Here is a 24,436-nt window from a genome sequence, read left to right as displayed (position 1 = left end):
TCGCGGCCGAAGTCTTCCTTGGTCTTGCCGTCGGCCGCGAGCTGCTTCTCCACCACGCTCTGGGTGGCGATGCCCGCGTGGTCCATGCCCGGCAGCCACAGCACCTCGTAGCCCTGCATGCGCTTGCGGCGGGTGAGGGTGTCCATGAGGGTGTGGTCGAGGGCGTGGCCCATGTGCAGGGAGCCGGTGACATTGGGGGGCGGCAGGACGATCGAGTACGGCGGCTTGTCGCTGCTCGCGTCGGCGGTGAAGTAACCAGCGGCTACCCAGCGCTCGTACAGCTCGGCCTCCACTTCGCCGGGGTTCCAGCTCTTGGGGAGGGCATCGGCACGATTACGCGAGTTCTCAGAGGCTGTGCTGGTCACCGTGCGATTCTAAAGAAGGACCTCGAGATAGCCGAAGAGCGGGGCTTTCGGCGGATGAGGGACACCGAAAGCCCCGCCCTCGACAGCAAGACTACCGGCGAATCGGGCCGCTCTCCCGAATCCATAAGCAATTCTCAGGTTTTGACCGAATCGCCCAGGCTAGGCCAACTTTCGTTGCATCCACGTTGCATCCGGGGCGGATTTCCCGGCTCACCCGACAGCACTGTCCTCCTCCACCAGATCGGTGTTGACGGCGATGGCCACGGCCGCGGCGGCACCGGCGGCGGAGATCACCTGCAGGCGGGGGTCGGCCGCATTGCCCGCCGCGAACACCCCGGGCACGCTGGTCCGGCCGTTGGCGTCGGTGCGGACGAAACCACTGTCGGTCAGCTCACAGCCCAGGGCGTCCAGCACGGTGTTGTCCGGAATCATGTCGGCCACCACGAACAGCGCCGAGCGGGCCACGGCGGTGCCGTCCGCGAGTTCCACCGCGCGCAGCGCGTCGTCGGCGACGGTGATACCCGACACCTTGCCGTCCACGATGCGCGCCCCGCGGGCCGTGATGCGGGCGCGGTCGGCGTCGGAGAGTTCCAAGGTGTGCGGGAAGAACACCAGATCCCGTGACCACTGCGGTAGCGCGAGCGCCAGGTGCACCGAGCGGGCGGCGGGTCCGGATTCCGCGGCGCCGAGCAGACCGATCGGCTGATCGGCCACCTCGTAGCCGTGGCAATACGGACAGTGCAGGACATCCCTGCCCCACCGTTCCCGCAGGCCCGGCAGCGGCGGTAGCTCATCGCGCAGACCGGAGGCCACCAGCAGACGGCGGGCACGCAGGGTGCGACCGCCCGCCGTGTGCACGGTGAACCCGGGGGTGGGATAGCCACCATCGGCGGACTCCACCGCCTGGTCGCCGGTCTCCGGGGCGCGGTCGCGCCTCCCGTGGCCGACATCGGCTCGACCGGCTCGGTCCGCCGTTCCGGTGCGCTCGGCCGAGACCACCCGGTCGTCGATGAGTTCGCCGCCGTATCCGGCCACCTCGGCGCGACCGGCGGCGAGCAGATCCAGGGGGTTCATGCCGTCACGGGAGAGGAAGCCGTGCATGTGGGCGGCGGGGGCGTTGCGGGGCGCGCCCGCGTCGACCACGGCGACCCGGCGGCGGGATCGGGTGAGGAGCAGGGCGGCGGACAGTCCCGCCGCGCCGCCACCGATGACCAGCACGTCGTAATTCGTTTCGCTCATGCCTCCACCGTGCCGCCACCCGGCGAGAACGGCAAACTATTTTGCCGATTCCGGGACGATACCGGACGGTAGCCAGTGTGTCTCCCCCGGCGCGTCGCCCGAAGTGCCTGTCGCTCAGCGAAACTGGTTCCGGAACTCAGGGTTTTCCCGGTTGCCGAACGGGGAACGAGCACGGATTCTGGGAGGGGTGAACCCCCCGCTCGAATCCGGTCCGCTACACCTCTCCCCCGATCCGCGCAGCATGGCCCCGTTCGAGGTGCACGACCTACGCGGCCATCCGATTCGCGAATTGCGTTACCCCACAACGGCGGCCGTCATCGTCACGGGGGTTCCGGGCGCGGGCAAGAGCACCGCGCTACGCAGGCTGTTCGGCTGCTCCAGCGATGCCGTCCGCCCCGCCGCCGGACCGGACGGCACGGTTCTGCTGGACTCCCAGCACTCCCGCAACTGGTGGCAGCAATATCTGGGTGTTGTCCCCTACCCGCTGTGGCTGCCGATCGTGCACGTCACGCACTATCTTCGGATTCGCGCCGCACTGCACCGGGCGGACGGTCCGGTGGTCATTCACGACTGCGGCACCCGACAGTGGGTGCGCCATCTGGTGGCGCTCTGGGCCCGCACCGCGGGGCGGCAGGTGCACATGATCATGATCGACGCCCCCGCGGAACAGGCTCTGGCGGGGCAGGTCTCGCGCGGTCGCGAGGTGAGCGCCCTGAGCTTCCGCGTGCACTGCGCGAAGTGGCGACGCCTGGTGGACGCCGTCGCCGCCGGAACGAAACCGCGACCCGAGCCTGCCTCGGTGGTGATCCTCGATCGCCGGACGGTGACCGAACTGCGTGAGGTCTCCTTCGCCGCCTGACCCAACCGCCGCCCGACCCGATCGATCACTTCGTCGAGTGCCCCCGGCAAGTCCGGGGGCACTCTGCTGCCCGGCGACTTTATCTATCATTTTAATTACGATCGTTCTAAAGTCGTTAGTATCTACATGGATCGTCAACGGGAGGCGTGGTGAGCAAGACACGGCGGGCCGTCATCGCATTCGGCTGCGTGCTGACGCTGATCGCGGCGGCAGGTGCGTGGATCGTTTACCGGCACGACTTCGCCTTCCGCGAGGAGCGGGTGACCATTCCCGGCGCGGCACATCCGCTCCAGGCCACCCTGGCGCTGCCCGAACACGGCGAAACGCCTTATGGTCTGGTCGTTTTCGTCCACGGCGACGGCCCCGCCACCGCCGATCGAAACGGCTTCTACCGCCCCATCTGGGAGTCCTTCGCCCGGGCGGGCTATGCGTCGCTGTCCTGGAACAAGCCGGGAGTCGATGGCGCGCCGGGCAATTGGCTGGAGCAGAGCATGCACGACCGGGCGATCGAGACCGAGGCCGCGCTCACCTGGGCTCGGCAGCGCGGTGACCTCGATCCGCTGCGGACCGGACTGTGGGGCATCAGCCAGGCCGGGTGGGTGCTGCCCGAGGTGGCCGTCCGACACCCCGAGCTGCGCTTCGTCATCGCGGTGGGGGTCGCGATCGACTGGCAGCGGCAGGGCGCCTACAACCTCGACGCCGAACTGCGCTACCGCGGCGCGTCCGACGACGAGATCGCGCGGGCGCATCGGCGACGCGACGAGGTACGGCGACTGTTGCGCGAGAACGCCTCCCACGAGCGGTATGTGGCCTCCGGCGTCGACGAGTCGCCGATGTCGGCCGACCGGTGGCACTTCGTCGTCGAGAACTACCGGTCGGACGCTGCCCCGACCCTGCCGCTGATCCGGGTACCCGTACTGCTCGTGCTGGGCACGGAGGACCTGAACGTCGACGTCGCCGAAACCGAACGCGTCTATCGCGCATCGCTGCCGCCCCGGCTGCTGACCGTCCGGAAGTATCCGGACGCCTCGCACAGCATCGCCGTCGCGAAGCTGGACCACGAGCAGGGGATCCGCGCCTTCCTGGTGGCCGTTTTCGCGCCGCGCGCCCTGTACGCGCCCGGCTATCTCGAGGATCTGCGACGCTATGTGTCGCAGGCGGAATAGGAGTTCCCATGCGAGTTCTGGCCCTCGGCGGTCCCGGTGCCATGGGCGCCGCCGCCGTCCACACCGCGGTCACCCTGCCCGATATCGACGAGATCGTCATCGCCGATCGCGATCTCGCCGCCGCCCGGCGGCTGGCGAACCGTCTCGCCTACGCGCCCATGCCGATCCGGGCGATCGAGGTGGACGTCACCGACGACGAACGGCTGCGGCGCGCCCTGTCCGCCGCCGACGTGGTGCTCAATACCGTTGGCCCGTACTACCGTTTCGGACCCGCCGTATTGCGCGCTGCCATCACCACCGGCACCCACTATCTCGACATCTGCGATGACTGGGAGCCGACGGAACGCCTGCTCGAACTCGATCACGAGGCCCGCGACCAGGGGGTGTGCGCGATCATCGGCATGGGTGCGAGCCCGGGAATGAGCAATCTGCTCGCCGCCGTCGCCGCCGCCGAACTGGAGACCGTGCGGGACGTGTACACCGCGTGGCCGGTGGACATGGATGCCGAGGACAAGGATCTGCTGCTGCCCCCGGGCGGCACCCCGTCGGCCGCCGCCGTGCACTGGATGCAGCAGAGCAGCGGCACGATCCGGGTGGTCGAGGCCGGACGGCTCACCGACCGGCGACCGCTCGCACCCACGAGCCTGCGGCTGCCCGGCGGACGGCGCGGCACCGCGTACACCGTCGGCCATCCGGAGCCGATCACCCTGCGGCACAGTCTGAAGGCGAGCGGCGACGCGGCCACGCTCATGGTCGTCACGCCGTGGACACTCGCCTACCTCGAGGTGCTGCGCCGCGATATCGACGGCGGCAGGCTCACCAACGACACCGCCGCGCGCGCCCTGGCCGAGCCCACGCTGTCCCGGCTGCTGCGATCCGTGCCGATCGCGCTGCGCACCAAGGGACCCGGCACGCTGCCGGCGTTCTTCGCCGCCGTCACCGGGTCGGCGCACGGTCGCGAGCTGACGGTGCTGGCCTGTCTGAACATGGCGCTGCCCGCGACGGATCCGGCGCGCGGACTGCTCGGCGATATGGCGCGCGCCACCGGAATTCCGTTGGCGCTGGGCATGTCCCAACTCGCCGACGGCTCCGCGCTGCGACCCGGCGTGCATCCGCCCGAGACCGCCATCGACCCGGTGCGCTTCTTCTCCGATCTGGACCGGGTGCTGGGCCGCGACTCGGACACCCCGCTGTACCGGATCGAACGTGAGGCCGGATAGCGTACCGCCGCCGACGATCGGAACCGCGCCGACCGTAGGATGGACGAGCGAGGATGGCCGAGCGCCATCGCCAGCACGGCCGAGCGCATCGCCGCACCGATCAGGAGGTGACCCCGTGGCCGCGCCGCACGAACCGGAGGTCTCCACCCGCACGCTGGTCGAGAGCATGATCCGCGAGGACGCGACCATCGACGCCGGGGAGCTGTACGACGTCGCCAATGCGCTCGGCATGACCGACCAGCAGGTCCGGCTCTGTATCAAGCGGCTGGCCGCCGACGGGCGTTTCGTCCAGGAGGGGCGCGGGCGCAAGGCGGTGCTGCACGCCACCGCGACCACCCGCGCCGCCATCGAACCCGATCTGGAGTTCATCCGCTTCATGTACGCGCAGGACCGCGGGCAGGTGTCCTGGGACGGTGTCTGGCATCTGGCCGCGTTCGCCGTTCCGGAGTCGGCCCGCCACGCCCGTGACGCCATGCGCGACACCATCGTGGGACTGGGTGGCGCGCCGATCCAGGGCGGACTGTACGTCTGCGCCAATCCGTGGGAGGACCGCCTGCACGCCGCCGCGGACGACCTCGGGGTCACCGCCAACATCACGACCGCGACGAGTACGGATCTCCGGGTCGGCGGCGTACACGAGCCGCGTGAACTCGCCGCCCGGCTGTGGCCGCTGGACCGCATCGCCGACGGCCACCGCCGCCTGCTCGCCACCGCCGAGGGCTTCCTGCGCGAGCTGCGCACGGCCGCGCACACCCGGCGGCTGACCATCGCCGTGGCCCTGGCCGCGGAGTTCACCCGCGCGGTGGAGCCCGATCCGCTGCTGCCCCCGCAGCTGCTGCCGCAGCCGTGGATCGGCACGGCCGCCCGCGCGAGCACCGCCGCGTGCTGGGCGGAACTGCGGAAATCCGAACCAGCGCAGCAGATTCGCCTGTTCCGCTGGTATTCGGAGGTGGTCGGCGAGGTCGCGGCGACGACATCGCCGCCCTGACGGCGAGGCAGTGAAGCCGCCACCGCACCACCTCGCCGGCTCCGGAGTCGGCCACCTGCGATGGCTCCAGCCACTGCTACCGGCTACCCGTTACGGCACCAGCACCGCCTGCGCGCCGGGCCGGGCGCGGAAGATCGCCGGAAGCATGCCGGCCGGTTCTCCATCGGCCGTAGCGGGTGCACCCGGAGCGGTCAGGGTAATGGTGGCGGCGCGGTACTGGGTGACCGCCGGATGGTCGATGCGCTTACCCGAGGACAGGGCCGGAAGCATCTTCAGCATCTGGAGCCGCGACATGGATCCCACCACGGTGAGATCGAGCAGACCGTCGTCGAGCACGGCGTCGGGGCAGATGAGCATGCCGCCGCCATAGGTTTTGGTATTGCCCACCGCGACCATGATGGCGTCGGTGTCGATGACCGCGGTCCCGTCCGGATGGTCCGGGGAGCCGTCGAGCTCGATGCGGTACGGCACGGCCAACCCGTGGAACAGCTCGATCAGGGCGGCCACCGTGTAGCGGGCCGGACCGTTGGGCCAGCGCAGGTCGTTGGCGCGCAGGGTGACCCGGGCGTCGAGCCCGGTGCCGGTGACCGTGGCGAACCAGAACGGTTCGGATTCGCCTCCGGTGGTGGCGGTTTCGACCGTTCCCAGATCGACCCGGCGGGTCTTTCCGGCCAACACCACGTCCACGGCGGCATCGGTGTCGTCGGGGATCTCGAGCTGCCGGGCCAGATCGTTGCCGGTGCCACCGGGCACCAGCCCCAGCGGTACCCCGGTGCCCGCGAGCGCTTGCAACACAACGCAGGTCAGGCCGTCGCCGCCGGCGCTCACCACCACGTCGGGACGGTGTTCCGGATCGTCGAGGGCGGCACGGACCAGCCGGGTGGTGTCCGCGGCGGAGTCACCGCACAGTTCCCGCACCCGCACCCCGTGGGTGGTGAAGCGGGCGACGGCGGCGGCCCCGACCTCCAGACCGCGGCCGTGCCCGGACATCGGATTGGTCACGAGGGCGACCGAGTGGATCTCTTTCACGGAATCAGCTTCCCAGGGTTGAGGATTCCGGACGGGTCAACGGCCTGTTTGACCGCGCGCAGCACCCGCACGCCGAGATCGCCGATCTCGTCGGTCATCCAGGGGCGGTGATCCGCGCCGACGGCGTGATGGTGGGTGATGGTGCCCGCGGCGGCCACGATGGCGTCCCCGGCGGCCCGCTTGGCCGCTGCCCACTGGCCGAGCGGATCCTCGGCCTGTTTGGCGATGACGGTGAAGTACAGCGAGGCCCCGGTCGGGTAGGTGTGCGAGATATGGCACATGACCAGCGCCGGGGTGCCCTGCGCGGTGAGCGAATCGGTCAGCGCGGCGGTGACCTTCGCCTTGAGTTCGGCGAGGTTGGACCAGCTGGTGGCGGTCTCCAGGGTTTCGCAGAGGATGCCGACATCGAGCAGGGCGTCGCGCAGGTAGGGGGCCGAGAAGCGGCCGTGCTCCCATTCGGCGGCGGGCCGCTCACCGAGCGCGGTGCCCCCGGCGGCGGTGAACAGCGCCTCGGCCTCGGCCCGCCGGGCGGCCACGTGCGCGGCGCTACCCTCGAAGGTGGTGACGGCCAGGCAACCGCCCACGGCCGCGCCACCGATATCTCCGGCGCGGGCGAGGTTGAGTCCGGTCTCGGCCTCGTCGGACAGGCGCAGCACCGTCGGGGCCGCGCCGGTCTGGATCACGCCGCGCAGCGCGTTCGCGCCGGTGCCGAAGTCCGGGAAGGACCATGCCTGGTACGCCGTGGTCTCCGGTACGGGATGGACGCGCAGGGTGACGGCGGTGATGATGCCCAGGGCGCCCTCGGAGCCCGCGAAGAGTTCGCGCAGATCGGGTCCGGCCGCCGAGGCGGGGGCGCGACCCAGGTCGAGGCTGCCGCCGGGGGTGGCGATGCGCAGCCGCTGGATCATGTCGTCGAAACGGCCGTAGCCCGCCGACGCCTGTCCGGAGGAGCGGGTGGCGGCGAAGCCGCCGATACTGGCGAATTCGAAGCTCTGCGGGAAGTGACCGAGCGAGAGTCCGTGCGCGGCGAGCAGTTCCTCGGCGCGCGGACCGGTGAGCCCGGCGCCCAGGGTGGCGGTGCCGCTGACCGGGTCCACGTCGGTGAGGGTGTCGAGGCGGCGCAGATCGAGCGCGATCACCACCGGGAAGGCTCCGCGCACCGGGTCCAGGCCGCCGACGACGCTGGTACCGCCGCCGAAGGGCACGACCGCGATGCCGTTGTCGGCGCAGTAGGCCAGGACGGCGAGCACTTCGTCGTGGTCGGCCGGGAAGACGACCGCGTCGGGCGCGTCCTGCGGGCCCTCGGCGCGACGGCGCAGCAGATCGGGGGTGCTCTTGCCGCCCGCGTGGCGGAGTCGGTCGCGGTGGCCGACCGACACGTGGTCCGCACCGACCACCGCGACCAGCCCGGCTCGCTGGTCCGGCGTGATCGCCGAGGCGCGCAGTGGCACGTCGCCCTCATCGCGACGGGCCACCGGCTCACCCGACACCCCGAACACCTGGGCCAGGAGTCCCCGGATCTGTTCCGGCAGTGGTTTCTGTCCGGACGGGGCGCCCCAGGCGTCCCACACCATACTCGGACGAGCGTCCGGCTCGCCCGGGTTTCCGGTGGATACGGCGGGTGCTTTCATGTCGGCCATGCGTTACAGTCTGACATAGATTGTCAAGCAGTAACGGACCTGGGATGACACGATGACCGAACCGTCCTCCGCCGTCGATCGGGCGATCCTCGACGCGGCGCGGGCCTGCGTAGCCGAATTCGGAGTACGCCGCACCACCCTCACCGAGGTGGCGCGGCGGGCGGGCGTGAGCCGCCCCACCGTCTACCGCCGCTGGCCCGATACCGGATCGCTGGTGGCCGACCTGCTGGTGCGGGAGCTCCGCGAGATCGTCGCCCGCGCCGTACCCGACGAGGGCAACTCGCGGGAGCGCCTGTGCATGGCCATCGTCGGCGGCGGTGCGGCGGTGCGGGAGAACCCGTTGTTCAGCAAGATCTTTCGCGCCGACACCGACGTGATGCTCACCTACGTGTTCGAGCGACTGGGCCGAAATCAGCGGCGGCTCATCGAGATGTTCGCCGACAGCATTCTGGCCGGGCAGGCCGACGGTTCCATTCGCGACGGCGATCCCGAGCGGATGGCCACCATGCTGCTGCTCATGAGCCAGTCGGCGGTGCAGTCGGCGGGCACGGTCGCCCAGTTCCTCGACGCCGACCATCTCGACGCCGAACTCGCCTACGCCATCGACAGCTATCTCACCCCGCACGCCGGGCGCTAGTGCGCCCTCTTCGAAAGGCCAAGTCATGACCGGAAATTCGGCACAGCCCAGCTCCGCGCTCAATGCCGAGCGGCGCGAGCGCGAGCTGCGGGCGCTGGGTGACGGCGGCGAGATCGACGTGCTGGTGGTCGGCGGCGGCATCACCGGTGCGGGCGTGGCGTTGGACGCCGCCGCGCGCGGACTGCGCACGGTCCTGGTGGAGAAACACGACCTGGCCTTCGGCACCAGCCGGTGGAGTTCCAAACTGGTGCACGGCGGGCTGCGGTATCTGGCCAGCGGCGGGGTCGGCATCGCGCACGAGAGTGCGGTGGAGCGCCACATCCTGCTCACCCGCACGGCTCCGCATCTGACCCGGGCGCTACCGCAGGTGGTGCCGCTGCTGCCGAGCATCGGTGCGGCGCGGCAGGGCCTGATCCGGGCCGGCTTCCTCGCCGGAGATGTCTTGCGCCGCACGGCCGGAACGTCGGCGGCCGTACTGCCGCGCTCGCGCCGGGTGGCGGCGGCGGAGGCGCTGCGCCTGGCTCCGACGGTGCGCCGGGACGGTTTGCGCGGCGGGCTGCTGGCCTGGGACGGGCAGCTGGTGGACGATGCTCGGTTGGTGGTGGCGATCGCGCGCACGGCGGCGCTGCACGGGGCGTCGGTGCTCACCCGGGTGGAGGCGACGCGGGTCACCGGCGATGCGGCGACGCTGCACGACCGGCTCACCGGCGAAACCCTGTCCGTGCGGGCGCGGGCGGTGGTCAATGCCACCGGAGTGTGGGCCGATCAGGTCGATTCGAGTATCGAGCTGCGGCCTTCGCGCGGTACGCATCTGGTTTTCGACGCGGCGTCCTTCGGCGGGCTCGACGCCTCGCTCACCATTCCGATTCCGGGCAGCATCAGCCGTTTCGTCTTCGCCTTCCCCGCCGCCCACGGCCGGGTCTATCTGGGCCTCACCGACGAGGAAGCGCCCGGCCCCGTCCCCGACGTGCCGCACGCCACCGACGCCGAGATCGACTTCCTGCTCGACACGGTCAACACCGTGCTGCGGGAACCGTTGACCCGCGGCGATATTCGCGGCACCTTCGCGGGCCTGCGGCCCCTGCTGCGCACCGCCGACGATGCCACCGCCGACATCTCCCGCGAGCACGCGGTGCTGCCCTCCCCCTCCGGCGTCATCACCGTCGTGGGCGGCAAACTGACCACCTACCGGAAGATGGCCGAGGACACCGTGGACGCCGTCCTCACCCACCGCGGACTCACCGCCCGCCCGTGCCGCACCCGGCGTCTGCCCCTGGTCGGAGCCGTCTCCGGCGCGGCCCGCGACCGCATCCCCGCCACTCCCGACCTCATCGAACGCTACGGCTCCGAGGCCCCCGCCGTCCTCGCCCTGACCGAGGCCAACCCCGACCTGGCCGCCCCGGTGGCCCCCGGCCTGGACGTCACCGCCGCCGAATTCGCCTTCGCCACCACCCACGAGGCCGCCCTCACCCCGGCCGACCTGCTCGACCGCCGCACCCGAATCGGCCTCGTCCCCGAGGCCCGCTCCGCCGCCGAACCCGCCGCGAAAGCCGCCTTCGCCTGACCGGAACGGAAACGCCGCCCTCGGACACTCGTACTCGGCCGACCGCGCGGGCGCCACGCTCGACATCCCGCGCTCGGCCGACCATGGACAGCCGTACTCGACATCCCCGCTCGGCGCCCCGCCGAGCGGTCGGGTTCGCCCCGCCGCCCGCTTCTTCGGGCGTGGGACCGGTTTTCGCCCGAACCCTCACTTCCACAATCGACCGATCCGCTCGGCCTCCGCTTCCCCCTGCGCCCGCCCGGCTTTCGCCGCCGCAACCCGGCAGTCCGGATCCAACGGGTTCTCCCCGAACGCCACTACCGAAGCATCGTCCGGCGCGATGACCTCCACCCGCGCCCCACCAGTGACCAATTCCGCCACCTCATCGTCCAGGGGCCAGACGGGTAGCGGCGCGAGTATCAGCACCCGTGCGCATCCTCGCGCGTAATCGGCGTTGGTGGTGCTGCGAACCCCGCCATCGGTGTACAGCGCACCCCCGATCTCAACCACCGGCCACACCCCCGGCACCGCCGAACTCGCCGTCACCGCGTCCACCAGCGACACCCCGGAATTCCGATCGAACGCTTGTGGCTCCCCGCTCACCGCATCGACCGCGATCACCAGCAGTCGCCGCTGCGGCCATTCGAGCACGGGCAGGCGGCTTTCCACAACGGCCCGCCGCACCTGCGCCGGAACGGTTCGTGAGGCGCGCGCGAAAGCCCCCACCCTCCTGCGTATTTCCGCCGGATCGTCGATTTCGGCCGCGATGGCGGCCCGCGCGGCGGTGAGTTCGGTGAGCGGATTCCCGGGCGGCAGCACCTCCCGGCTCTGTACTCGCGCGTCGATCTGCCTGCGGTACAACTCTTCTCGTGACAGCCCGCTGCTGATCTGCGCCGCCACATTGGCGCCAGCCGACGTTCCGACCAGCAGGTCGGCGTCGGTCACCACCACGCCCGCATCGGCGAGCCCGACGAGCACTCCGTTCTGCCATGCGATTCCGGCGACGCCGCCGCCCCCGAGCACCAGTGCGCGTCCGCCTGCCATGTGGACTCCTCTCGCCTGCCGTATGCCAAGACACAGCTGTCGACGTGCGGAGCCTATTCCCCCACTAGTGGGTGACGATGCAGCCGGATCCGGAGTTGAGCCCGACGCCCACCGTGAGGTCGACGTAGGGCACCACGTCGCCCCCGGCATTGGGTTGGATGGCCTGCAACCGGTGTTCTCCCGGCGCGGCCGGGGTCCAGTGTCCGGTGGCGATCGCTCCGGACGGCCGGACCACGGCGAACGCCACCCCGTTGTCGTAGATGACGACCGGCGTCACCGGATCGTCCACGTACACGTTCACCGGATAGGTGCATCCGGCCCCGTAGCTGGTCGCCGAACCGAAGCTGATACTCGGTTCGACACCGATGCGAGTGGCGGTGGCGGCCGCGGTGGGCGTGGTGAGCAGGGTGGCGGCCAGGGCCGCACAGCCCGCCCCCACCGCGATGAGCGGGCGGGTGGATTCTCGGTTTCCCGTGGTCATGCGCATGGAGCAGTCCTCGTCGTACCGAGTCGACGCCGGGTGCGCCGACGATCTGCGTCGATCGTCGCGTGTGCCACGTCACGGCGCATCGAAACACGCTCAATTCGTCCGGAAAGGCCACTGGAAGTTCGCTGCGGCGGGTGGACGGCGTCCATGGGACGGATCGAGACGTCCCCTCGACCGGGGGAACGTCCTATTCTGGGCAGCGGTATCCGATGCGCCAGGGGAGAGGAGGCGCGCAATGGGTCGTATTCCGTCCACGGTGGCGCTGTCGCGGGGAGACGGGCTGATCGCGCGATTCGGAAGCGTGGTGCTGTTCCTCACCGGTGCGACACCGTCCACCGAGCGGATTCTCGGGGCGGCCGAGGCAGCGGCCGGGGCCGCCGATCCGGGTGTCGCCATCGCCCAGCGCCTGGCCGCGGCGATCTTCGCGGGTGGATCGGCGCAGTCGCCGTCGTTCGGAGTGGTCGCGCCGACCTCCGACGGCTTGCTGATCCTGCTGCGCGGCCAGGTCCGGGCGGTGGTGGACGGCCCGGAGGGCGCTCGCGAACTCTCCGGCGACCGCGCCATGACCTGGACCGACGAAATCATCCGCGACCCCGTCCGCCGCATCACGGTCGGCACCGACGACACCACCACCGAGATCCCCCACACCGACCTCCGCTCCGGCATCGCCCCCGGCGGCGGCTTCATCCTGCACGCCCCCGCCCGTCACCGCAGCGGCAGCGGCAGCGGCAGCGGCAGCGGCAGCGGCAGCGGCAGCGGCAGCGGCAGCGGCAGCGGCAGCGAGGAGGCTGCCCCGTCAGCGGACCGAGCGGTGCGCCAGCCGCCCGAGCGAGGGGTGTCGCGCACCGGCTATCCCGAACGCACGATCCCCAATCCGGCCGCCACCACACCGCTGGCCACCGGATCCCCCGCACCGTCGTCGCCGGTGTCCAGAGCGGATTCCGCACGCTCCTCCGGACCGAAGATCCGACCGGGCAGCGACATTCCTCCCGCCGCGCACGCCGCCACCCAACTCTCCGGTGACCGGCCCGATCCGGACCGTCCGCCCGCCGAGAGTCCGCCGCCCACAGTCATGTTGGGCAAGCGATCGGCCGCCGCGCAACCCGCGACACCGCAGGCCGGTGCCGCACGCGGCGAGTCCGAGGCCACGTCGAAACCCGCACGTTCCGAGCGCTCCGCATCCGACCGACCGAAGCGTGGGACGGAGGCTTCCCCGTCAGCCGAGCCTCCGCGTACCGCACCGTTCGACGCCCGGGCGGCCGCCATGGAGGACGCCGACGGCCCGGATTCCGCCGAACCGGCGGCCGATTCGGCCCAGCAGGCGCGGCTCGCCCCGAAGCAGGGAAAGCCCACGCGGCCGCAGTCACGGCCCGAGCCAACGACACCCGAGCCCGCACGACACGAACCACATCCCGCGCCCGGAGCGCCCGACGCCGCACGGCAGAGCCCACATCCCACGCCCGGACCGCACGACGCCGCACGACACGACCCGCATCCCGCGCTGGAAGCCGCTCAGCGGCAGGCGCATTCGGCACCGGCCGAACCCGCACACCCGGTACCGGCGGCGAAACCCTGGGTCGTGCCCAAGGCGTGGTCGGCCCAGGCGGTTGAGCCGCCGCGACAGCCCGCGCCGGAAACGACAGTGCTGGCCGAACCGCTCGGCGCGCTCACCATGTCGGGCGGTGCGTCCTATCCGCTGGATCGCCCGTATGTGATCGGCCGCGATCCCATGGTCGACGAGGCGGTGCGCCGGGCGGCGGCCTCCCCCATCGCCCTCACCGGCGACCGGCACATCTCGCGGGTGCACGCGCGGGTGTTCATCGAGGGCGCGGGGGTTTTCGTACAGGACGCCGCCACCCCGGGCGGTACCTACATCGCGCCCCCGCGCGCGGAGGACTGGATTCGGCTGGGTGCGCAGCCGATGGAATTGCAGCCGGGCTGGAGCCTGCGCATCGCCGACCGCATCCTCACCTACAGCACCGAACCCCTTCGCCCGCAACGACGCTGACGCGAACCTCGATCGGCAGCTGACCGCCATCCACGCTCCTCGCCCGGATCGCGGCTCCCGCAACAGGTCTCGAGGCCGAGTGATGCGCGGATAGCGGCGACGGCGGCCGGGTCGGCGGCACGCCACGGCCGCCGCGATTCCGGTAGCGGCGCCGAGTACGGCACCGCCGATCACGGTGGTCCGTGTCTGTTCGGACCCGAGCAGCACCCAGACCGCGCCGACAGCCACCACCGCCCGCCGTCGAGATCGGTCGCGCCGTGACCCGTCGTACCCGATCGGGAGTCCTCGGGTCTGGCCCGTCACCCCCGGCACGCCGATGCCCCCGATTCCGGCGGTCCCCGCGCGGAAGAGGACAATGGCCGCATGCATCGCGCCGCGCCGAAACAGGACATCGATGAGGCCGAACTGACCGTCAGCCCGCCGAAGACGCAGGCGGCGGGTGTGCGGGCGGTGACCGTGGCCCTGGAGCGCGCGGTCGAGGAGATGGGGGTGGTCCGCACCGCCCGCACCCTGTCCCGCCTGAACCAGCGCCACGGATTCGACTGTCCGAGCTGTGCGTGGCCGGACCCCACGGGTACGCGCCGGGTGGCCGAATTCTGTGAGAACGGCGCGAAGGCGGTGGCCGAGGAGGCGACACTGCGCACCGTCACCCCGGAGTTCTTCGCCGAGCACTCCCTGCGCGATCTCGCCGAGAAGTCCGGCTACTGGCTGGGCCAGCAGGGCCGCATCACCGAGCCCATGGTGCTGCGCCCCGGCGACGAGCACTACTCCCCCATCTCCTGGGACGACGCCTACCGTCTCATCGCCGACACCCTGCGTGGTCTGTCCACCCCGGACGAGGCGGTCTTCTACACCTCCGGCCGCACCTCCAACGAGACGGCGTTCCTGTACCAGCTGCTGGCTCGCAGCCTCGGCACGAACAATCTGCCGGACTGCTCGAATATGTGCCACGAGTCCTCGGGCGCGGCGCTCACCTCGTCCATCGGCATCGGCAAGGGTTCGGTCACCATCGACGATTTCGCCCACGCCGACCTGATCCTGATCGCCGGGCAGAATCCCGGCACCAACCATCCGCGCATGCTGTCCTCGCTCGCGGAGGCCAAGGCCCACGGCGCGCGGATCATCGCGGTGAATCCGCTGCCGGAGACCGGTCTCATCGGCTTCCGTGACCCACAGACGGTCAAGGGTTTCACCACCGGCGTCGAGATCGCCGACGATTTCCTGCAGATCCGGCTCGGCGGCGATATGGCGTTGTTCCAGGGCCTGGGCAAGCTGCTGTTCGAGGCCGAGGATCGCGCGCCGGGCACCGTGGTCGACCGCACCTTCGTCAACGCCCATACGGCGGGTTTCGCGGAATACGAGAAGCATATGCGCGCCGTCGATCTGGGCGTGGTGGAGCAGGCCACCGGTCTCACCCGCGAGCAGCTGGAACGCACGGCCCGCCTGCTGGCCGAGTCGAAGGCCACCATCGTGTGCTGGGCCATGGGCCTCACCCAGCAGGTGCACGGTGTCGCCACCATCGAGGAGGCCACCAATCTGCTGCTGTTGCGCGGCATGATCGGCAAGCCGGGCGCGGGCGTCTGCCCGGTGCGCGGTCACTCCAATGTGCAGGGCGATCGCACCATGGGCATCTGGGAGCAGATGCCGGAGACCTTCCTGGCGGCGCTGGACGCCGAATTCGGCATCACCAGCCCGCGCCGGCACGGCTGGGATACGGTGGCGGCCATTCGCGCCATGCGCGACGGCAGGGCGAAGGTCTTCTTCGGCATGGGCGGCAATTTCGCCTCCGCCACCCCCGATACCGACGTCACCGAGGCGGCGCTGCGCAATTGTGAGCTCACCGTGCAGGTTTCCACGAAACTCAACCGCAGCCATGTGGTGCACGGCCGGACCGCGCTGATCCTGCCCACCCTGGGCCGCACGGACGACGATCTGCAGGACGGTAAGCGCCAACAGGTTTCGGTGGAGGACTCCATGTCCATGGTGCACCTGTCCACCGGCCGGTTGACGCCGGTGAGCGAGCACCTGCGCAGCGAGGTCGCCATCGTGTGCGAACTCGCGCGGGAGTTGTTCGGCCCCGAGCATCCGGTGCCGTGGGAGCAGTTCCGGCGCGACTACGACCGCATTCGCGACGCCATCGCCCGGGTGGTGCCCGGCTGCGCCGAGTACAATCGAAAAGTTCGGGGCCGCAATGGCTTCCAGCTTCCACATCCGCCTCGTGACGCTCGCGAGTTCCGGACCGCGACGGGTAAGGCCAATTTCGCGACCAACGCCTTGCACTGGCTGCCCGTCCCCGAGGGCCGCCTCATCCTGCAGACGCTGCGCAGCCACGATCAGTACAACACCACCATCTACGGCCTCGACGACCGCTATCGTGGTATCCACAACGGCCGCAAGGTCGTCCTGCTCAATGCCGAGGACATCGCCGCTCTCGGTTTCGTCGAGGATGAACTCGTGGACCTCGTCTCCGAATGGACCAACCCCGCGACACCCGATGCCGCGCCGCAGGAACGGCGCGTATCCGGTTTCCGCCTGGTCGCCTACTCCACGCCGCGCGGCAACGCGGCGGCCTACTATCCCGAAACCAATCCGCTCGTCCCGCTCGACCATGTCGCCCGGCGGTCCAATACCCCGGTCTCCAAGGCGATCACGATTCGGCTCGAACGCCATCGGCACCCGCATGAGTAGAGTCACCGCCCGCCGCAAGACCATGCGCATCTCCCCCACCGGGGTGGTGCGGCGTCCGGACTCCGTGGCCGTGGAGGAACCGCTGGAGATCCGCGTCGACGGCCGGTCGCTCACGGTCACCATGCGCACCCCGGGCGCGGACATCGATCTGGTGCACGGTTTCCTGTTCAGCGAGGGCCTGATCACCGCCGCCGCCGATATCGTCACCGCCCGCTACTGCGCGGGCACCGACGCCGACGGCCGCAATACCTACAATGTGCTCGATATCCGCCTGCGCCACCCGGTTCCGGCGCGGCCGCGCAACTTCCTCACCAACAGTTCGTGCGGGCTCTGCGGCAAGACGGCGCTCGACGAGGTGCGCACCCGGCTGCCGTTCCCGATTCCCGCCGCGGGCCTCTCGGTGAAGACCACCGTCCTCACCACCCTGCCCGGCGAACTGCGTTCCCGGCAGACGGTTTTCGATGCCACCGGCGGCCTGCACGCGGCCGGTCTGTTCACCGCCGACGGCACCGCACTGGCCGTGCGCGAGGATGTCGGCCGCCACAATGCCGTGGACAAGGTGATCGGCTGGGCGCTGCGCGAGAATCGGCTGCCCGCACACGATCTGGTACTCATGGTGAGCGGGCGCGCCTCCTTCGAGCTGGTGCAGAAGGCCGCCATGGCGGGCATCCCGCTGCTGTGCGCGGTCTCGGCCCCCAGTTCCCTGGCGGTGGACATGGCCGAGGACGCCGGGCTGACCCTGGTCGGATTCCTGCGCGGTGACTCGATGAACGTCTACACCGGAATCGAGCGCATCGACGATGTTCACTCATCGAGCCGCACGGTGTGACCACCGCCGCCGCACTGCTACGCTGCGACCTACAGTACGAACCTAGAACACGTTCCACTTTCCTGGGAGTTCTCATGGCAGCGCAGCCCCGCGACGTGGTCGAACAGTATCTGAAGCTGGTCGCCACCGGACCCACCGACGACATCATCGCCCTCTACGCACCCGAGGCCACCGTCGAGGACCCGATCGGCACCCCGACCCGGGTGGGCCACGACGCCATCCGCGAGCTCTACGCCGCACTCGACAGCGCCGACCAGCGCAGTACCGAACTGCACGCCGTCCGGGTCGCCGGCAACTGCGCCGCGGCCTCCTTCACCCTCACCGCCGTCTACGGCGACAAGCGGATGACGCTGTCGGCCATCGACACCATGGAATTCGACGACGCGGGCAAGATCGTCGCCATGCGCGCCTACTGGGGTCCCGACGACATGGTCATGGAATAGCGACATGGTCGTGGAATAGATCCGAGACCTGACATCCCTTGCCCCCTCCCGCCCACCGAATTACCGTGATCAGCATCGCCACCGATTCGACCTGGGGCGGGAGGGCACGATGCGAATCTCGTTGCGCGGCACCGGGGACGGTCTCCGGGTGCGCATGCGCCTGGATGTGAACCGCCGTCGGTGGCTGGCCCTGCGCATCGTGCTTGGCATCCTCGCCTTCATCGGGCTGCTGACCGGCCTGTGGGCGGTGCTGGCCCCGCGTTCCTGGTACGACAGCTTCCCGGGTTTCGGAATGCGCTGGGTGAGCGTGGACGGGCCGTACAACCATCATCTGGCCGCCGATGTGGGCGCGTTCTTCCTCGCGCTGGCCGTGGTGGCGCTGGCCGCCCTGTATCTGATGGACAGCATGGTCGCGCGGGTGGCGGGCGTGGCCTGGGCGGTATTCGGTCTGCCGCATCTGCTGTATCACCTCACCCACTGGCCCGATGAACTGAGCGGCGTCAGCGCGGTACTCAGCGCCGTCTCCCTGATCCTGATTCCCGCGCTCGGCGTGGCCTGCGTGTTCGTGGCCCCGCGCGAACGCCATCCGGTGCCCGAGCCCGCCCCCTTCACCCTGCGTTTTCCACAGCGGCGCAGCACCCGGCACACCCGCGGCCAGGGCACCCGCCCGCCGCGCTGACCGGCCCCGCGCACCTCGTCGGAAACTCGCGTCGGGTGCGATGAATTCTCTCCGGCCGCACCGTCGTAACAGGTGTAGCGCGAGCGCCGATTTCCGAAGCAGGAATGAAGGTTCAAAGGCGAACCAGGAGAGTCAACGGCGATTCTCGAAACGGGCGCGATCGCTCCCCCGATCGTCACCGATTCCGACCGACAGGAGACCCATGATGGAGCTTCTGCCACCAACCTCGTGACACCGTGAGCCGAGTCACCCGCGGCGACCCGTCACGTTCGGCGGGTCCACCTCGTCCAAGGGACAGCACCATCCCACGGATCGAAGGAGGCCGTCATGGGTAGCACCCGAATTCCCACCGTCACGCCGCAGCAGGCCGGTCTGCTCACGCGTATCGCCTACCGGTACAGCAAGCGCCGCTTCGGCGAGGTGCCGGAACCGTTCGCGGTACTGGCGAACCATCCGAAGCTGATGCGGGCCGCGGGCGTGCACGAGACGATGGTGGAGAAGGCGTCCACGCAACTGCCCGCCGCCGTCCGCGAGATCGCGGTCTTCCGGGTGGCGTCCACCGTCGGCTGCTCCTGGTGCGTGGACTTCGGCACCATGCTCATGAAGCATTCCGACCTGGATATCGACAAGCTCCAGCACATCGACGAGTTCGCGACCTCCCCGCACTACAGCGCGGACGAGCGCGCCGCCATCGCCTACGCCGACGCCATGACCGCCACCCCGCCCACCGTCACCGACGAGCAGGTCACGGACCTGAAGCGACGCTTCGGGACCGCGGGTGTCATGGAGTTGACCTACCAGATCGCGCTGGAGAACTCCCGCTCCCGCACGTATCACGCACTGGGCATCACCGACCAGGGGTTCAGCCGGGACGCCTGCCGCGTCCCGTGGGCACGGGACTGACCTTCGGCCCCGGCCGTACACGGCACGGTGGCCCCGCGACGATCGCGGGGCCACCGGTGGTTTTGGCGGTTTTCTGGGATCCGGGAGGAACCCGAGGCGTCCTAGGCCGACTTCTCGCGGCGCTCCGGACCCTGCTGGCGCTTGCGCGGCACGATGGTCGGCAGCACATTGTCGTTGACGGTGTCGGCGGTGACGACGACCTTGGCCACGTCATCGCGGCTGGGGATGTCGTACATGGTCGGCAGGAGGACCTCCTCCATGATGGCGCGCAGGCCACGCGCGCCGGTACCGCGCAGAATCGCCTGGTCGGCAACGGCTTCCAGGGCATCCTGGGTGAATTCCAGGTCCACGCCGTCCATTTCGAACAGCCGCACGTACTGCTTGACGAGTGCGTTCTTCGGCTCGGCCAGAATCCGGACCAGCGATTCCTTGTCCAGGTTGGTGACCGACGCGACCACGGGCAGCCGGCCGATGAATTCCGGGATGAGACCGAACTTGATCAGATCCTCCGGCATCACCTCGGCGAAGTGATCGGTGGTATCGACCTCGGCCTTGGAGCGCACCTCGGCGCCGAAACCGATACCACGCTTGCCGATTCGATCCTGAACGATCTTCTCCAGCCCCGCGAACGCACCCGCCACGATGAACAGCACATTGGTGGTGTCGATCTGGATGAATTCCTGATGCGGATGCTTGCGGCCGCCCTGCGGCGGCACCGACGCCTGCGTGCCCTCGAGAATCTTCAGCAGCGCCTGCTGCACACCCTCACCCGACACATCGCGGGTGATGGAGGGGTTCTCCGACTTGCGGGCGATCTTGTCGACCTCGTCGATGTAGATGATGCCCGTCTCGGCGCGCTTCACGTCGTAGTCGGCGGCCTGGATGAGCTTCAGCAGAATGTTCTCGACATCCTCGCCGACGTATCCGGCCTCGGTGAGCGCGGTGGCGTCGGCGATGGCGAACGGCACGTTCAGCATCTTGGCCAGCGTCTGCGCCAGATAGGTCTTGCCGCAACCGGTCGGGCCCAGCATGAGAATGTTCGACTTGGCCAACTCGACCGGTTCACCCCGGGGGTCGCGGCCCTTGTCGCCCGCCTGGATCCGCTTGTAGTGGTTGTACACGGCCACGGCGAGATTGCGCTTGGCGGCATCCTGCCCGATCACGTACTGCTCGAGGAAGTCCCGGATCTCCGTGGGCTTCGGGAGCTCGTCGAGTTTGACCTCGCTCGATTCGGCGAGTTCCTCCTCGATGATCTCATTGCACAGATCGATGCACTCGTCGCAGATGTACACCCCCGGTCCCGCAATGAGCTTCTTGACCTGCTTCTGGCTCTTCCCACAGAACGAGCACTTGAGCAGATCGCCGCCATCACCGATGCGCGCCATCTCCTGGGTCCCTACTTCCTTGTCCGCGTGCAACCGTCTGTCTCGGCTGCCGGAGCCTGCCACCTATCCAGCGTATGCCCTCACCCCGGAGCGGCAATTCGCTTACCGCCTTCAGATGTGAGCGGTTCGGCAGAGCCGACAACCACGAGCAAAGGTCCCTAGAGTGACCGTACCCGCTATTCGCGACCGAGGTCGATAACTTGAGCACGTTTCTCACCGGACATGTGCGTGGACTCACCCCTGCCGGGTGGCGGAGCCGCACCCGCTCCGCCACCGGAGAAACGTCTACCGCTGCGCGCTGAGCTTGCGGTATTCGAACACCGTGTCGACGATTCCGTAGTCCTTCGCCTCGTCGGCGGTGAGGATCTTGTCGCGGTCGGTGTCGCGGCGGATGATCTCGGCCTCCTTGCCCGTGTGGCGGGCGAGGATGGTGTCCAGCAGCGAGCGCGTGCGCTCGATCTCCGCGGCCTGGATCTCCAGGTCGGAGACCTGACCCTGGAAACCGCCCTGGGTGTAGGGCTGGTGGATGAGCACGCGCGCGTTGGGCAGCGCGGCACGCTTGCCGGGCGCGCCCGCGGCCAGCAGCACCGCCGCCGCCGAGGCCGCCTGGCCCAGGCACACGGTGGCCACATCGGCACGCACGTACTGCATGGTGTCGTAGATGGCCATCAGCGACACCGGCGAGCCACCGGGCGAGTTGATGTACATGGTGATGTCACGGTCGGGATCCAGCGACTCCAGCACCAGCAGCTGCGCCATGATGTCGTTGGCCGACGTGTCGTCGATGGGCGCGCCGAGGAAGATGATGCGCTCCTCGAACAGCTTGGTGTACGGGTTGGTCTCCTTGACGCCGAAGCTGGTCTGCTCGGTGTAGGACGGCAGGATGTAGCGGGCCTGCGGCAGGCTGGAGCCCGCGGCGGCGAAAGTGATGCCCGCGGCCCGCGGATCGAACATGTTCGACATAGATGTCTCCAAGAGGTCTGAGTGGGTGGGCTGCGGACTAGTTGCCGTTCGCCTGACGCGAGTGGGTGATCACGTGATCGATGAAGCCGTAGTCGAGCGCCTCGTTCGGCGTGAACCAGCGGTCGCGGTCGGCGTCGGCGGTGACCTGCTCCACCGACTTGCCGGTGTGCTGCGCCTGCAACTCGTTCAATTCGCGCTTGGTGTAGGCGAACTGCTCGGCCTGAATGGCGATATCGGCCGCGGAGCCGCCGATACCGGCCGACGGCTGGTGCATCATGATCCGCGAGTGCGGCAGTGCGTAGCGCTTGCCCTTGGTGCCCGCGGCCAGCAGGAACTGGCCCATGGAGGCGGCCAGACCCATGGCGACCGTACGGATGTCGCACTCCGCGAACTGCATGGTGTCGTAGATCGCCATACCCGCGGTCACCGAACCACCCGGCGAGTTGATGTACAGCGAGATGTCCCGGGTCGGGTCTTCCGCCGACAGCAGGAGGATCTGGGCGCAGAGCTTGTTGGCGATGTCGTCGTCGACCTGGCTGCCCAGGAAGATGATGCGCTCGCGCAGCAACCGCTCGTACACCGAATCACTGAGGTTGAGACCCGCAGTCGGCGACGTCATCTGCACCCCTGCCTGATTGATTGTCACGGATACCTGCCCTCTCTCACCGGCCTGGTCCCACCAAGCCCTACTGATTCGCTGACACAAACCCTAACGAAGCAGGGCGGCACCGAACTCCCGGTACCGCCCTGCTTCGCTCACAGCGCAAAACCTACACGCGCCGTAGTGCCGTATTTATCCGGCCTCGTCTACTTGGCCTCGGCCTCGGCGGCGTCGGCCACCTCGGCGAGTTCCTGGGCGGAGACTTCCTCGGCCTCTTCGGCCGGAGCGCCGAACATCTCGGCGGTGTCCACGGTGTTGCCCGCGGTGTCGGTGACGGTCGCGGCGGTGACCACACCGGCCAGGGCCTTGCCCCGGCGCACATCGGCGAAGATCGCGCCGAGCTGGCCCGCCTGCTGCACCTGCTGGATGAACTGGTCGGGCGACATGCCGTAGCGCTGCGCCTGGAAGATGATCCGCTCCGTCAGCTCGTCCTGGCCGACCTGGGTGTTCTCCTGCTCGGCGACGACATCGAGCACCAGCTGGGTCTTGACCGACTTCTCGGCCGCCTCCTTGGTGTCCTTGTCGAACTCCTCGCGGGAGGAGCCCTGCGCCTCCAGCGCCTCGGCCAGCTTGGCCTCGTCGTGGTCGAAGCCGTGGACGGCGTCGTGCAGCACCGCGTCGATCTCGGCCTGCACGACCTTCTCCGGCAGCGGCACATCGGTGGCCGCCAGCAGGGCGTCGAGCACCTTGTCGCGGATCTCGCCCGCCTGCTGCACCTTCTTGGACTGCTCGACGCGCTTGACCAGATCGGCCTTCAGCTCGTCGATGGTGTCGAATTCGCTTGCCATCTGGGCGAACTCGTCGTCGGCCTCGGGCAGCTCGCGCTCCTTGACCGAGTTCACCTTGACGGTGATGACGGCGTCCTTGCCCGCGTGCTCACCGGCGACCAGCTTGGAGGTGAAGTCCTTGGACTCCTCCGCCTTCAGGCCGATCAGGGTCTCGTCCAGGCCCTCGATCAGCTGCCCGGAACCGACCTCGTGCGACAGGCCGGTGGTCGAGGCCTCCTCGACCTCCTGGCCGTCCACGGTGGCGGACAGGTCGATGGAGACGAAGTCGCCGTTCTCGATGGCGCGCTCGACCGAGGTCAGGGTGCCGAAGCGCTGGCGCAGCGAGTCCAGCTGCTTCTCCACGTCCTCGTCGGAGACCTCGATCGGGTCGACGGTGACCGACAGGCTCGCGAAGTCGGGCAGGGTGATCTCGGGACGCACGTCGACCTCGGCGGTGAACGCCAGCTCCTGGCCGTCCTCGATCTTGGTGATCTCGATCTCGGGCTGGCCGATGACCTTCACCTCGGAGGTCATGACGGCCTCGCTGTAGCGCTTGGGCAGCACGTCGTTGACGACCTGCTCCAGCACCGCGCCGCGGCCGAGACGGGCCTCGAGGAGCTTGGCCGGGGCCTTACCCGGACGGAAACCGGGGATGCGGACCTGCGACGCCAGCGCCTTGTACGCCTTGTCGAAGTCCGGCTTCAGCTCCTCGAAGGGCACCTCGACATTGATCCGGACCCGGGTCGGGCTCAGCTGCTCGACGGTGCTCTTCACGGACATGCTCCTTGTTCGTTGGTTCGTTCGTTCGTATTGACGGCTCGGTCCCCCCGTAGGCATCCCGACCAGGGTAGTCGACGGGGGTTCGAGCGGTGCAATCGGCTGCGTAGGGGCCG

22 protein-coding genes are annotated in these 24,436 nt (G+C 69.4%); 12 read left to right on the top strand and 10 right to left on the bottom strand.

Going from position 1 to position 24,436, the window contains the following annotated elements; translation table 11 throughout:
* On the bottom strand, window positions 1–365 hold a 365-nt coding region (locus ON31_RS08475), incomplete at its 3' end, for a class I tRNA ligase family protein (protein WP_157533618.1).
* A gap of 210 nt (window positions 366–575) precedes the next feature.
* Complete coding sequence (locus ON31_RS08470; protein WP_039811218.1) at window positions 576–1,604, bottom strand: NAD(P)/FAD-dependent oxidoreductase; 1,029 nt, start codon at window positions 1,602–1,604, stop codon at window positions 576–578.
* A 187-nt stretch (window positions 1,605–1,791) separates the two neighbouring features.
* Here ON31_RS08470 and ON31_RS08465 point away from each other — a divergent pair, with 187 nt between their 5' ends.
* The 4 genes from ON31_RS08465 to ON31_RS08450 all read left to right on the top strand — a co-directional run bounded on the left by ON31_RS08465 (window position 1,792) and on the right by ON31_RS08450 (window position 5,837).
* The gene (locus tag ON31_RS08465) at window positions 1,792–2,463 is read left to right on the top strand and encodes an AAA family ATPase (protein WP_255222022.1); all 672 of its coding nucleotides are present in this window, start codon (window positions 1,792–1,794) and stop codon (window positions 2,461–2,463) included.
* Between the two features lie 149 nt (window positions 2,464–2,612).
* Window positions 2,613–3,629: an alpha/beta hydrolase family protein gene (locus tag ON31_RS08460; protein WP_039811251.1), complete on the top strand. Its 1,017-nt coding sequence runs from the start codon at window positions 2,613–2,615 to the stop codon at window positions 3,627–3,629.
* Between the two features lie 8 nt (window positions 3,630–3,637).
* A complete protein-coding gene (locus ON31_RS08455) occupies window positions 3,638–4,849 on the top strand; it encodes a saccharopine dehydrogenase family protein (protein WP_039811216.1) in 1,212 nt (403 codons plus the stop codon).
* Window positions 4,850–5,015: 166 nt separating this feature from the next.
* The gene (locus ON31_RS08450; protein WP_051036985.1) at window positions 5,016–5,837 is read left to right on the top strand and encodes a PaaX family transcriptional regulator C-terminal domain-containing protein; all 822 of its coding nucleotides are present in this window, start codon (window positions 5,016–5,018) and stop codon (window positions 5,835–5,837) included.
* A 90-nt stretch (window positions 5,838–5,927) separates the two neighbouring features.
* On the opposite strand, the gene ON31_RS08445 is transcribed toward ON31_RS08450, so the two are convergent.
* Window positions 5,928–6,866, bottom strand: a complete 939-nt coding sequence (locus tag ON31_RS08445) for a diacylglycerol/lipid kinase family protein (RefSeq protein WP_039811211.1) — start codon at window positions 6,864–6,866, stop codon at window positions 5,928–5,930.
* Window positions 6,863–8,440 carry an FAD-binding oxidoreductase gene (locus ON31_RS08440; protein WP_085996358.1) on the bottom strand — a complete coding sequence of 526 codons (1,578 nt, stop codon included), beginning with the start codon at window positions 8,438–8,440 and terminating at the stop codon, window positions 6,863–6,865. Before ON31_RS08440 ends, ON31_RS08445 begins: the two co-directional genes overlap by 4 nt.
* Window positions 8,441–8,558: 118 nt before the next feature.
* On the opposite strand from ON31_RS08440, the gene ON31_RS08435 reads away from it, so the two are divergent.
* Together ON31_RS08435 and ON31_RS08430 are read left to right on the top strand one after the other, a co-directional pair.
* Window positions 8,559–9,143 (top strand): TetR/AcrR family transcriptional regulator, encoded by a 585-nt coding sequence (locus tag ON31_RS08435; protein WP_039811206.1) that lies wholly within the window; start codon window positions 8,559–8,561, stop codon window positions 9,141–9,143.
* A gap of 25 nt (window positions 9,144–9,168) precedes the next feature.
* Entirely contained in the window at window positions 9,169–10,707 is a 1,539-nt protein-coding gene (locus ON31_RS08430) for a glycerol-3-phosphate dehydrogenase/oxidase (RefSeq protein WP_039811203.1), read from the top strand.
* A gap of 186 nt (window positions 10,708–10,893) precedes the next feature.
* Here the strand turns inward: ON31_RS08430 and ON31_RS08425 are convergent, their stop codons facing one another.
* Window positions 10,894–11,730 carry a patatin-like phospholipase family protein gene (locus ON31_RS08425; RefSeq protein ID WP_051036981.1) on the bottom strand — a complete coding sequence of 279 codons (837 nt, stop codon included), beginning with the start codon at window positions 11,728–11,730 and terminating at the stop codon, window positions 10,894–10,896.
* A gap of 64 nt (window positions 11,731–11,794) precedes the next feature.
* Complete coding sequence (locus tag ON31_RS08420; RefSeq protein WP_147287076.1) at window positions 11,795–12,217, bottom strand: hypothetical protein; 423 nt, start codon at window positions 12,215–12,217, stop codon at window positions 11,795–11,797.
* A gap of 235 nt (window positions 12,218–12,452) precedes the next feature.
* On the opposite strand from ON31_RS08420, the gene ON31_RS36210 reads away from it, so the two are divergent.
* The 6 genes from ON31_RS36210 to ON31_RS08390 all read left to right on the top strand — a co-directional run bounded on the left by ON31_RS36210 (window position 12,453) and on the right by ON31_RS08390 (window position 19,767).
* Complete coding sequence (locus tag ON31_RS36210; protein WP_039811195.1) at window positions 12,453–14,225, top strand: FHA domain-containing protein; 1,773 nt, start codon at window positions 12,453–12,455, stop codon at window positions 14,223–14,225.
* Between the two features lie 363 nt (window positions 14,226–14,588).
* Complete coding sequence (locus ON31_RS08410; protein ID WP_039811191.1) at window positions 14,589–16,913, top strand: FdhF/YdeP family oxidoreductase; 2,325 nt, start codon at window positions 14,589–14,591, stop codon at window positions 16,911–16,913.
* Complete coding sequence (gene fdhD, locus ON31_RS08405; RefSeq protein ID WP_039811190.1) at window positions 16,906–17,742, top strand: formate dehydrogenase accessory sulfurtransferase FdhD; 837 nt, start codon at window positions 16,906–16,908, stop codon at window positions 17,740–17,742. Before ON31_RS08410 ends, fdhD begins: the two co-directional genes overlap by 8 nt.
* A gap of 74 nt (window positions 17,743–17,816) precedes the next feature.
* Window positions 17,817–18,185: a nuclear transport factor 2 family protein gene (locus ON31_RS08400; protein ID WP_039811187.1), complete on the top strand. Its 369-nt coding sequence runs from the start codon at window positions 17,817–17,819 to the stop codon at window positions 18,183–18,185.
* A 109-nt stretch (window positions 18,186–18,294) separates the two neighbouring features.
* Window positions 18,295–18,864: a hypothetical protein gene (locus ON31_RS08395; protein ID WP_051036980.1), complete on the top strand. Its 570-nt coding sequence runs from the start codon at window positions 18,295–18,297 to the stop codon at window positions 18,862–18,864.
* A 327-nt stretch (window positions 18,865–19,191) separates the two neighbouring features.
* Window positions 19,192–19,767 (top strand): carboxymuconolactone decarboxylase family protein, encoded by a 576-nt coding sequence (locus ON31_RS08390; protein ID WP_039811185.1) that lies wholly within the window; start codon window positions 19,192–19,194, stop codon window positions 19,765–19,767.
* Between the two features lie 101 nt (window positions 19,768–19,868).
* Here ON31_RS08390 and clpX read toward each other — a convergent pair whose 3' ends face one another.
* The 4 genes from clpX to tig all read right to left on the bottom strand — a co-directional run bounded on the left by clpX (window position 19,869) and on the right by tig (window position 24,317).
* Window positions 19,869–21,152 carry an ATP-dependent Clp protease ATP-binding subunit ClpX gene (gene clpX / locus ON31_RS08385; protein WP_029927070.1) on the bottom strand — a complete coding sequence of 428 codons (1,284 nt, stop codon included), beginning with the start codon at window positions 21,150–21,152 and terminating at the stop codon, window positions 19,869–19,871.
* Between the two features lie 285 nt (window positions 21,153–21,437).
* Entirely contained in the window at window positions 21,438–22,115 is a 678-nt protein-coding gene (locus ON31_RS08380) for an ATP-dependent Clp protease proteolytic subunit (protein WP_029927069.1), read from the bottom strand.
* Between the two features lie 37 nt (window positions 22,116–22,152).
* A complete protein-coding gene (locus ON31_RS08375) occupies window positions 22,153–22,734 on the bottom strand; it encodes an ATP-dependent Clp protease proteolytic subunit (RefSeq protein WP_029927067.1) in 582 nt (193 codons plus the stop codon).
* Between the two features lie 188 nt (window positions 22,735–22,922).
* Window positions 22,923–24,317 carry a trigger factor gene (gene tig, locus ON31_RS08370; RefSeq protein WP_039811245.1) on the bottom strand — a complete coding sequence of 465 codons (1,395 nt, stop codon included), beginning with the start codon at window positions 24,315–24,317 and terminating at the stop codon, window positions 22,923–22,925.
* Window positions 24,318–24,436: the final 119 nt, after the last annotated feature.

This window comes from Nocardia otitidiscaviarum NBRC 14405, assembly GCF_000308635.1.
In the GTDB taxonomy this organism is placed as follows: Bacteria; Actinomycetota; Actinomycetes; order Mycobacteriales; family Mycobacteriaceae; genus Nocardia; species Nocardia otitidiscaviarum.
This window is presented reverse-complemented; position numbering and strand designations above follow the sequence as displayed.

Excerpts from the sequence above, each read along its gene's own strand:
- ON31_RS08400 (WP_039811187.1), top strand. The coding sequence starts at position 17,817 with ATGGCAGCGCAGCCCCGCGACGTGGTCGAACAGTATCTGAAGCTGGTC.
- fdhD (WP_039811190.1), top strand. The coding sequence starts at position 16,906 with ATGAGTAGAGTCACCGCCCGCCGCAAGACCATGCGCATCTCCCCCACC.
- ON31_RS08390 (WP_039811185.1), top strand. The coding sequence starts at position 19,192 with ATGGGTAGCACCCGAATTCCCACCGTCACGCCGCAGCAGGCCGGTCTG.
- ON31_RS08430 (WP_039811203.1), top strand. The coding sequence starts at position 9,169 with ATGACCGGAAATTCGGCACAGCCCAGCTCCGCGCTCAATGCCGAGCGG.
- ON31_RS36210 (WP_039811195.1), top strand. The coding sequence starts at position 12,453 with ATGGGTCGTATTCCGTCCACGGTGGCGCTGTCGCGGGGAGACGGGCTG.
- ON31_RS08425 (WP_051036981.1), bottom strand. The coding sequence starts at position 11,730 with ATGGCAGGCGGACGCGCACTGGTGCTCGGGGGCGGCGGCGTCGCCGGA.
- ON31_RS08435 (WP_039811206.1), top strand. The coding sequence starts at position 8,559 with ATGACCGAACCGTCCTCCGCCGTCGATCGGGCGATCCTCGACGCGGCG.
- ON31_RS08410 (WP_039811191.1), top strand. The coding sequence starts at position 14,589 with ATGCATCGCGCCGCGCCGAAACAGGACATCGATGAGGCCGAACTGACC.
- clpX (WP_029927070.1), bottom strand. The coding sequence starts at position 21,152 with ATGGCGCGCATCGGTGATGGCGGCGATCTGCTCAAGTGCTCGTTCTGT.
- ON31_RS08450 (WP_051036985.1), top strand. The coding sequence starts at position 5,016 with ATGATCCGCGAGGACGCGACCATCGACGCCGGGGAGCTGTACGACGTC.
- ON31_RS08420 (WP_147287076.1), bottom strand. The coding sequence starts at position 12,217 with ATGCGCATGACCACGGGAAACCGAGAATCCACCCGCCCGCTCATCGCG.
- ON31_RS08455 (WP_039811216.1), top strand. The coding sequence starts at position 3,638 with ATGCGAGTTCTGGCCCTCGGCGGTCCCGGTGCCATGGGCGCCGCCGCC.
- ON31_RS08380 (WP_029927069.1), bottom strand. The coding sequence starts at position 22,115 with ATGTCGAACATGTTCGATCCGCGGGCCGCGGGCATCACTTTCGCCGCC.
- ON31_RS08375 (WP_029927067.1), bottom strand. The coding sequence starts at position 22,734 with ATGACGTCGCCGACTGCGGGTCTCAACCTCAGTGATTCGGTGTACGAG.
- ON31_RS08395 (WP_051036980.1), top strand. The coding sequence starts at position 18,295 with ATGCGAATCTCGTTGCGCGGCACCGGGGACGGTCTCCGGGTGCGCATG.
- ON31_RS08440 (WP_085996358.1), bottom strand. The coding sequence starts at position 8,440 with ATGGTGTGGGACGCCTGGGGCGCCCCGTCCGGACAGAAACCACTGCCG.
- ON31_RS08470 (WP_039811218.1), bottom strand. The coding sequence starts at position 1,604 with ATGAGCGAAACGAATTACGACGTGCTGGTCATCGGTGGCGGCGCGGCG.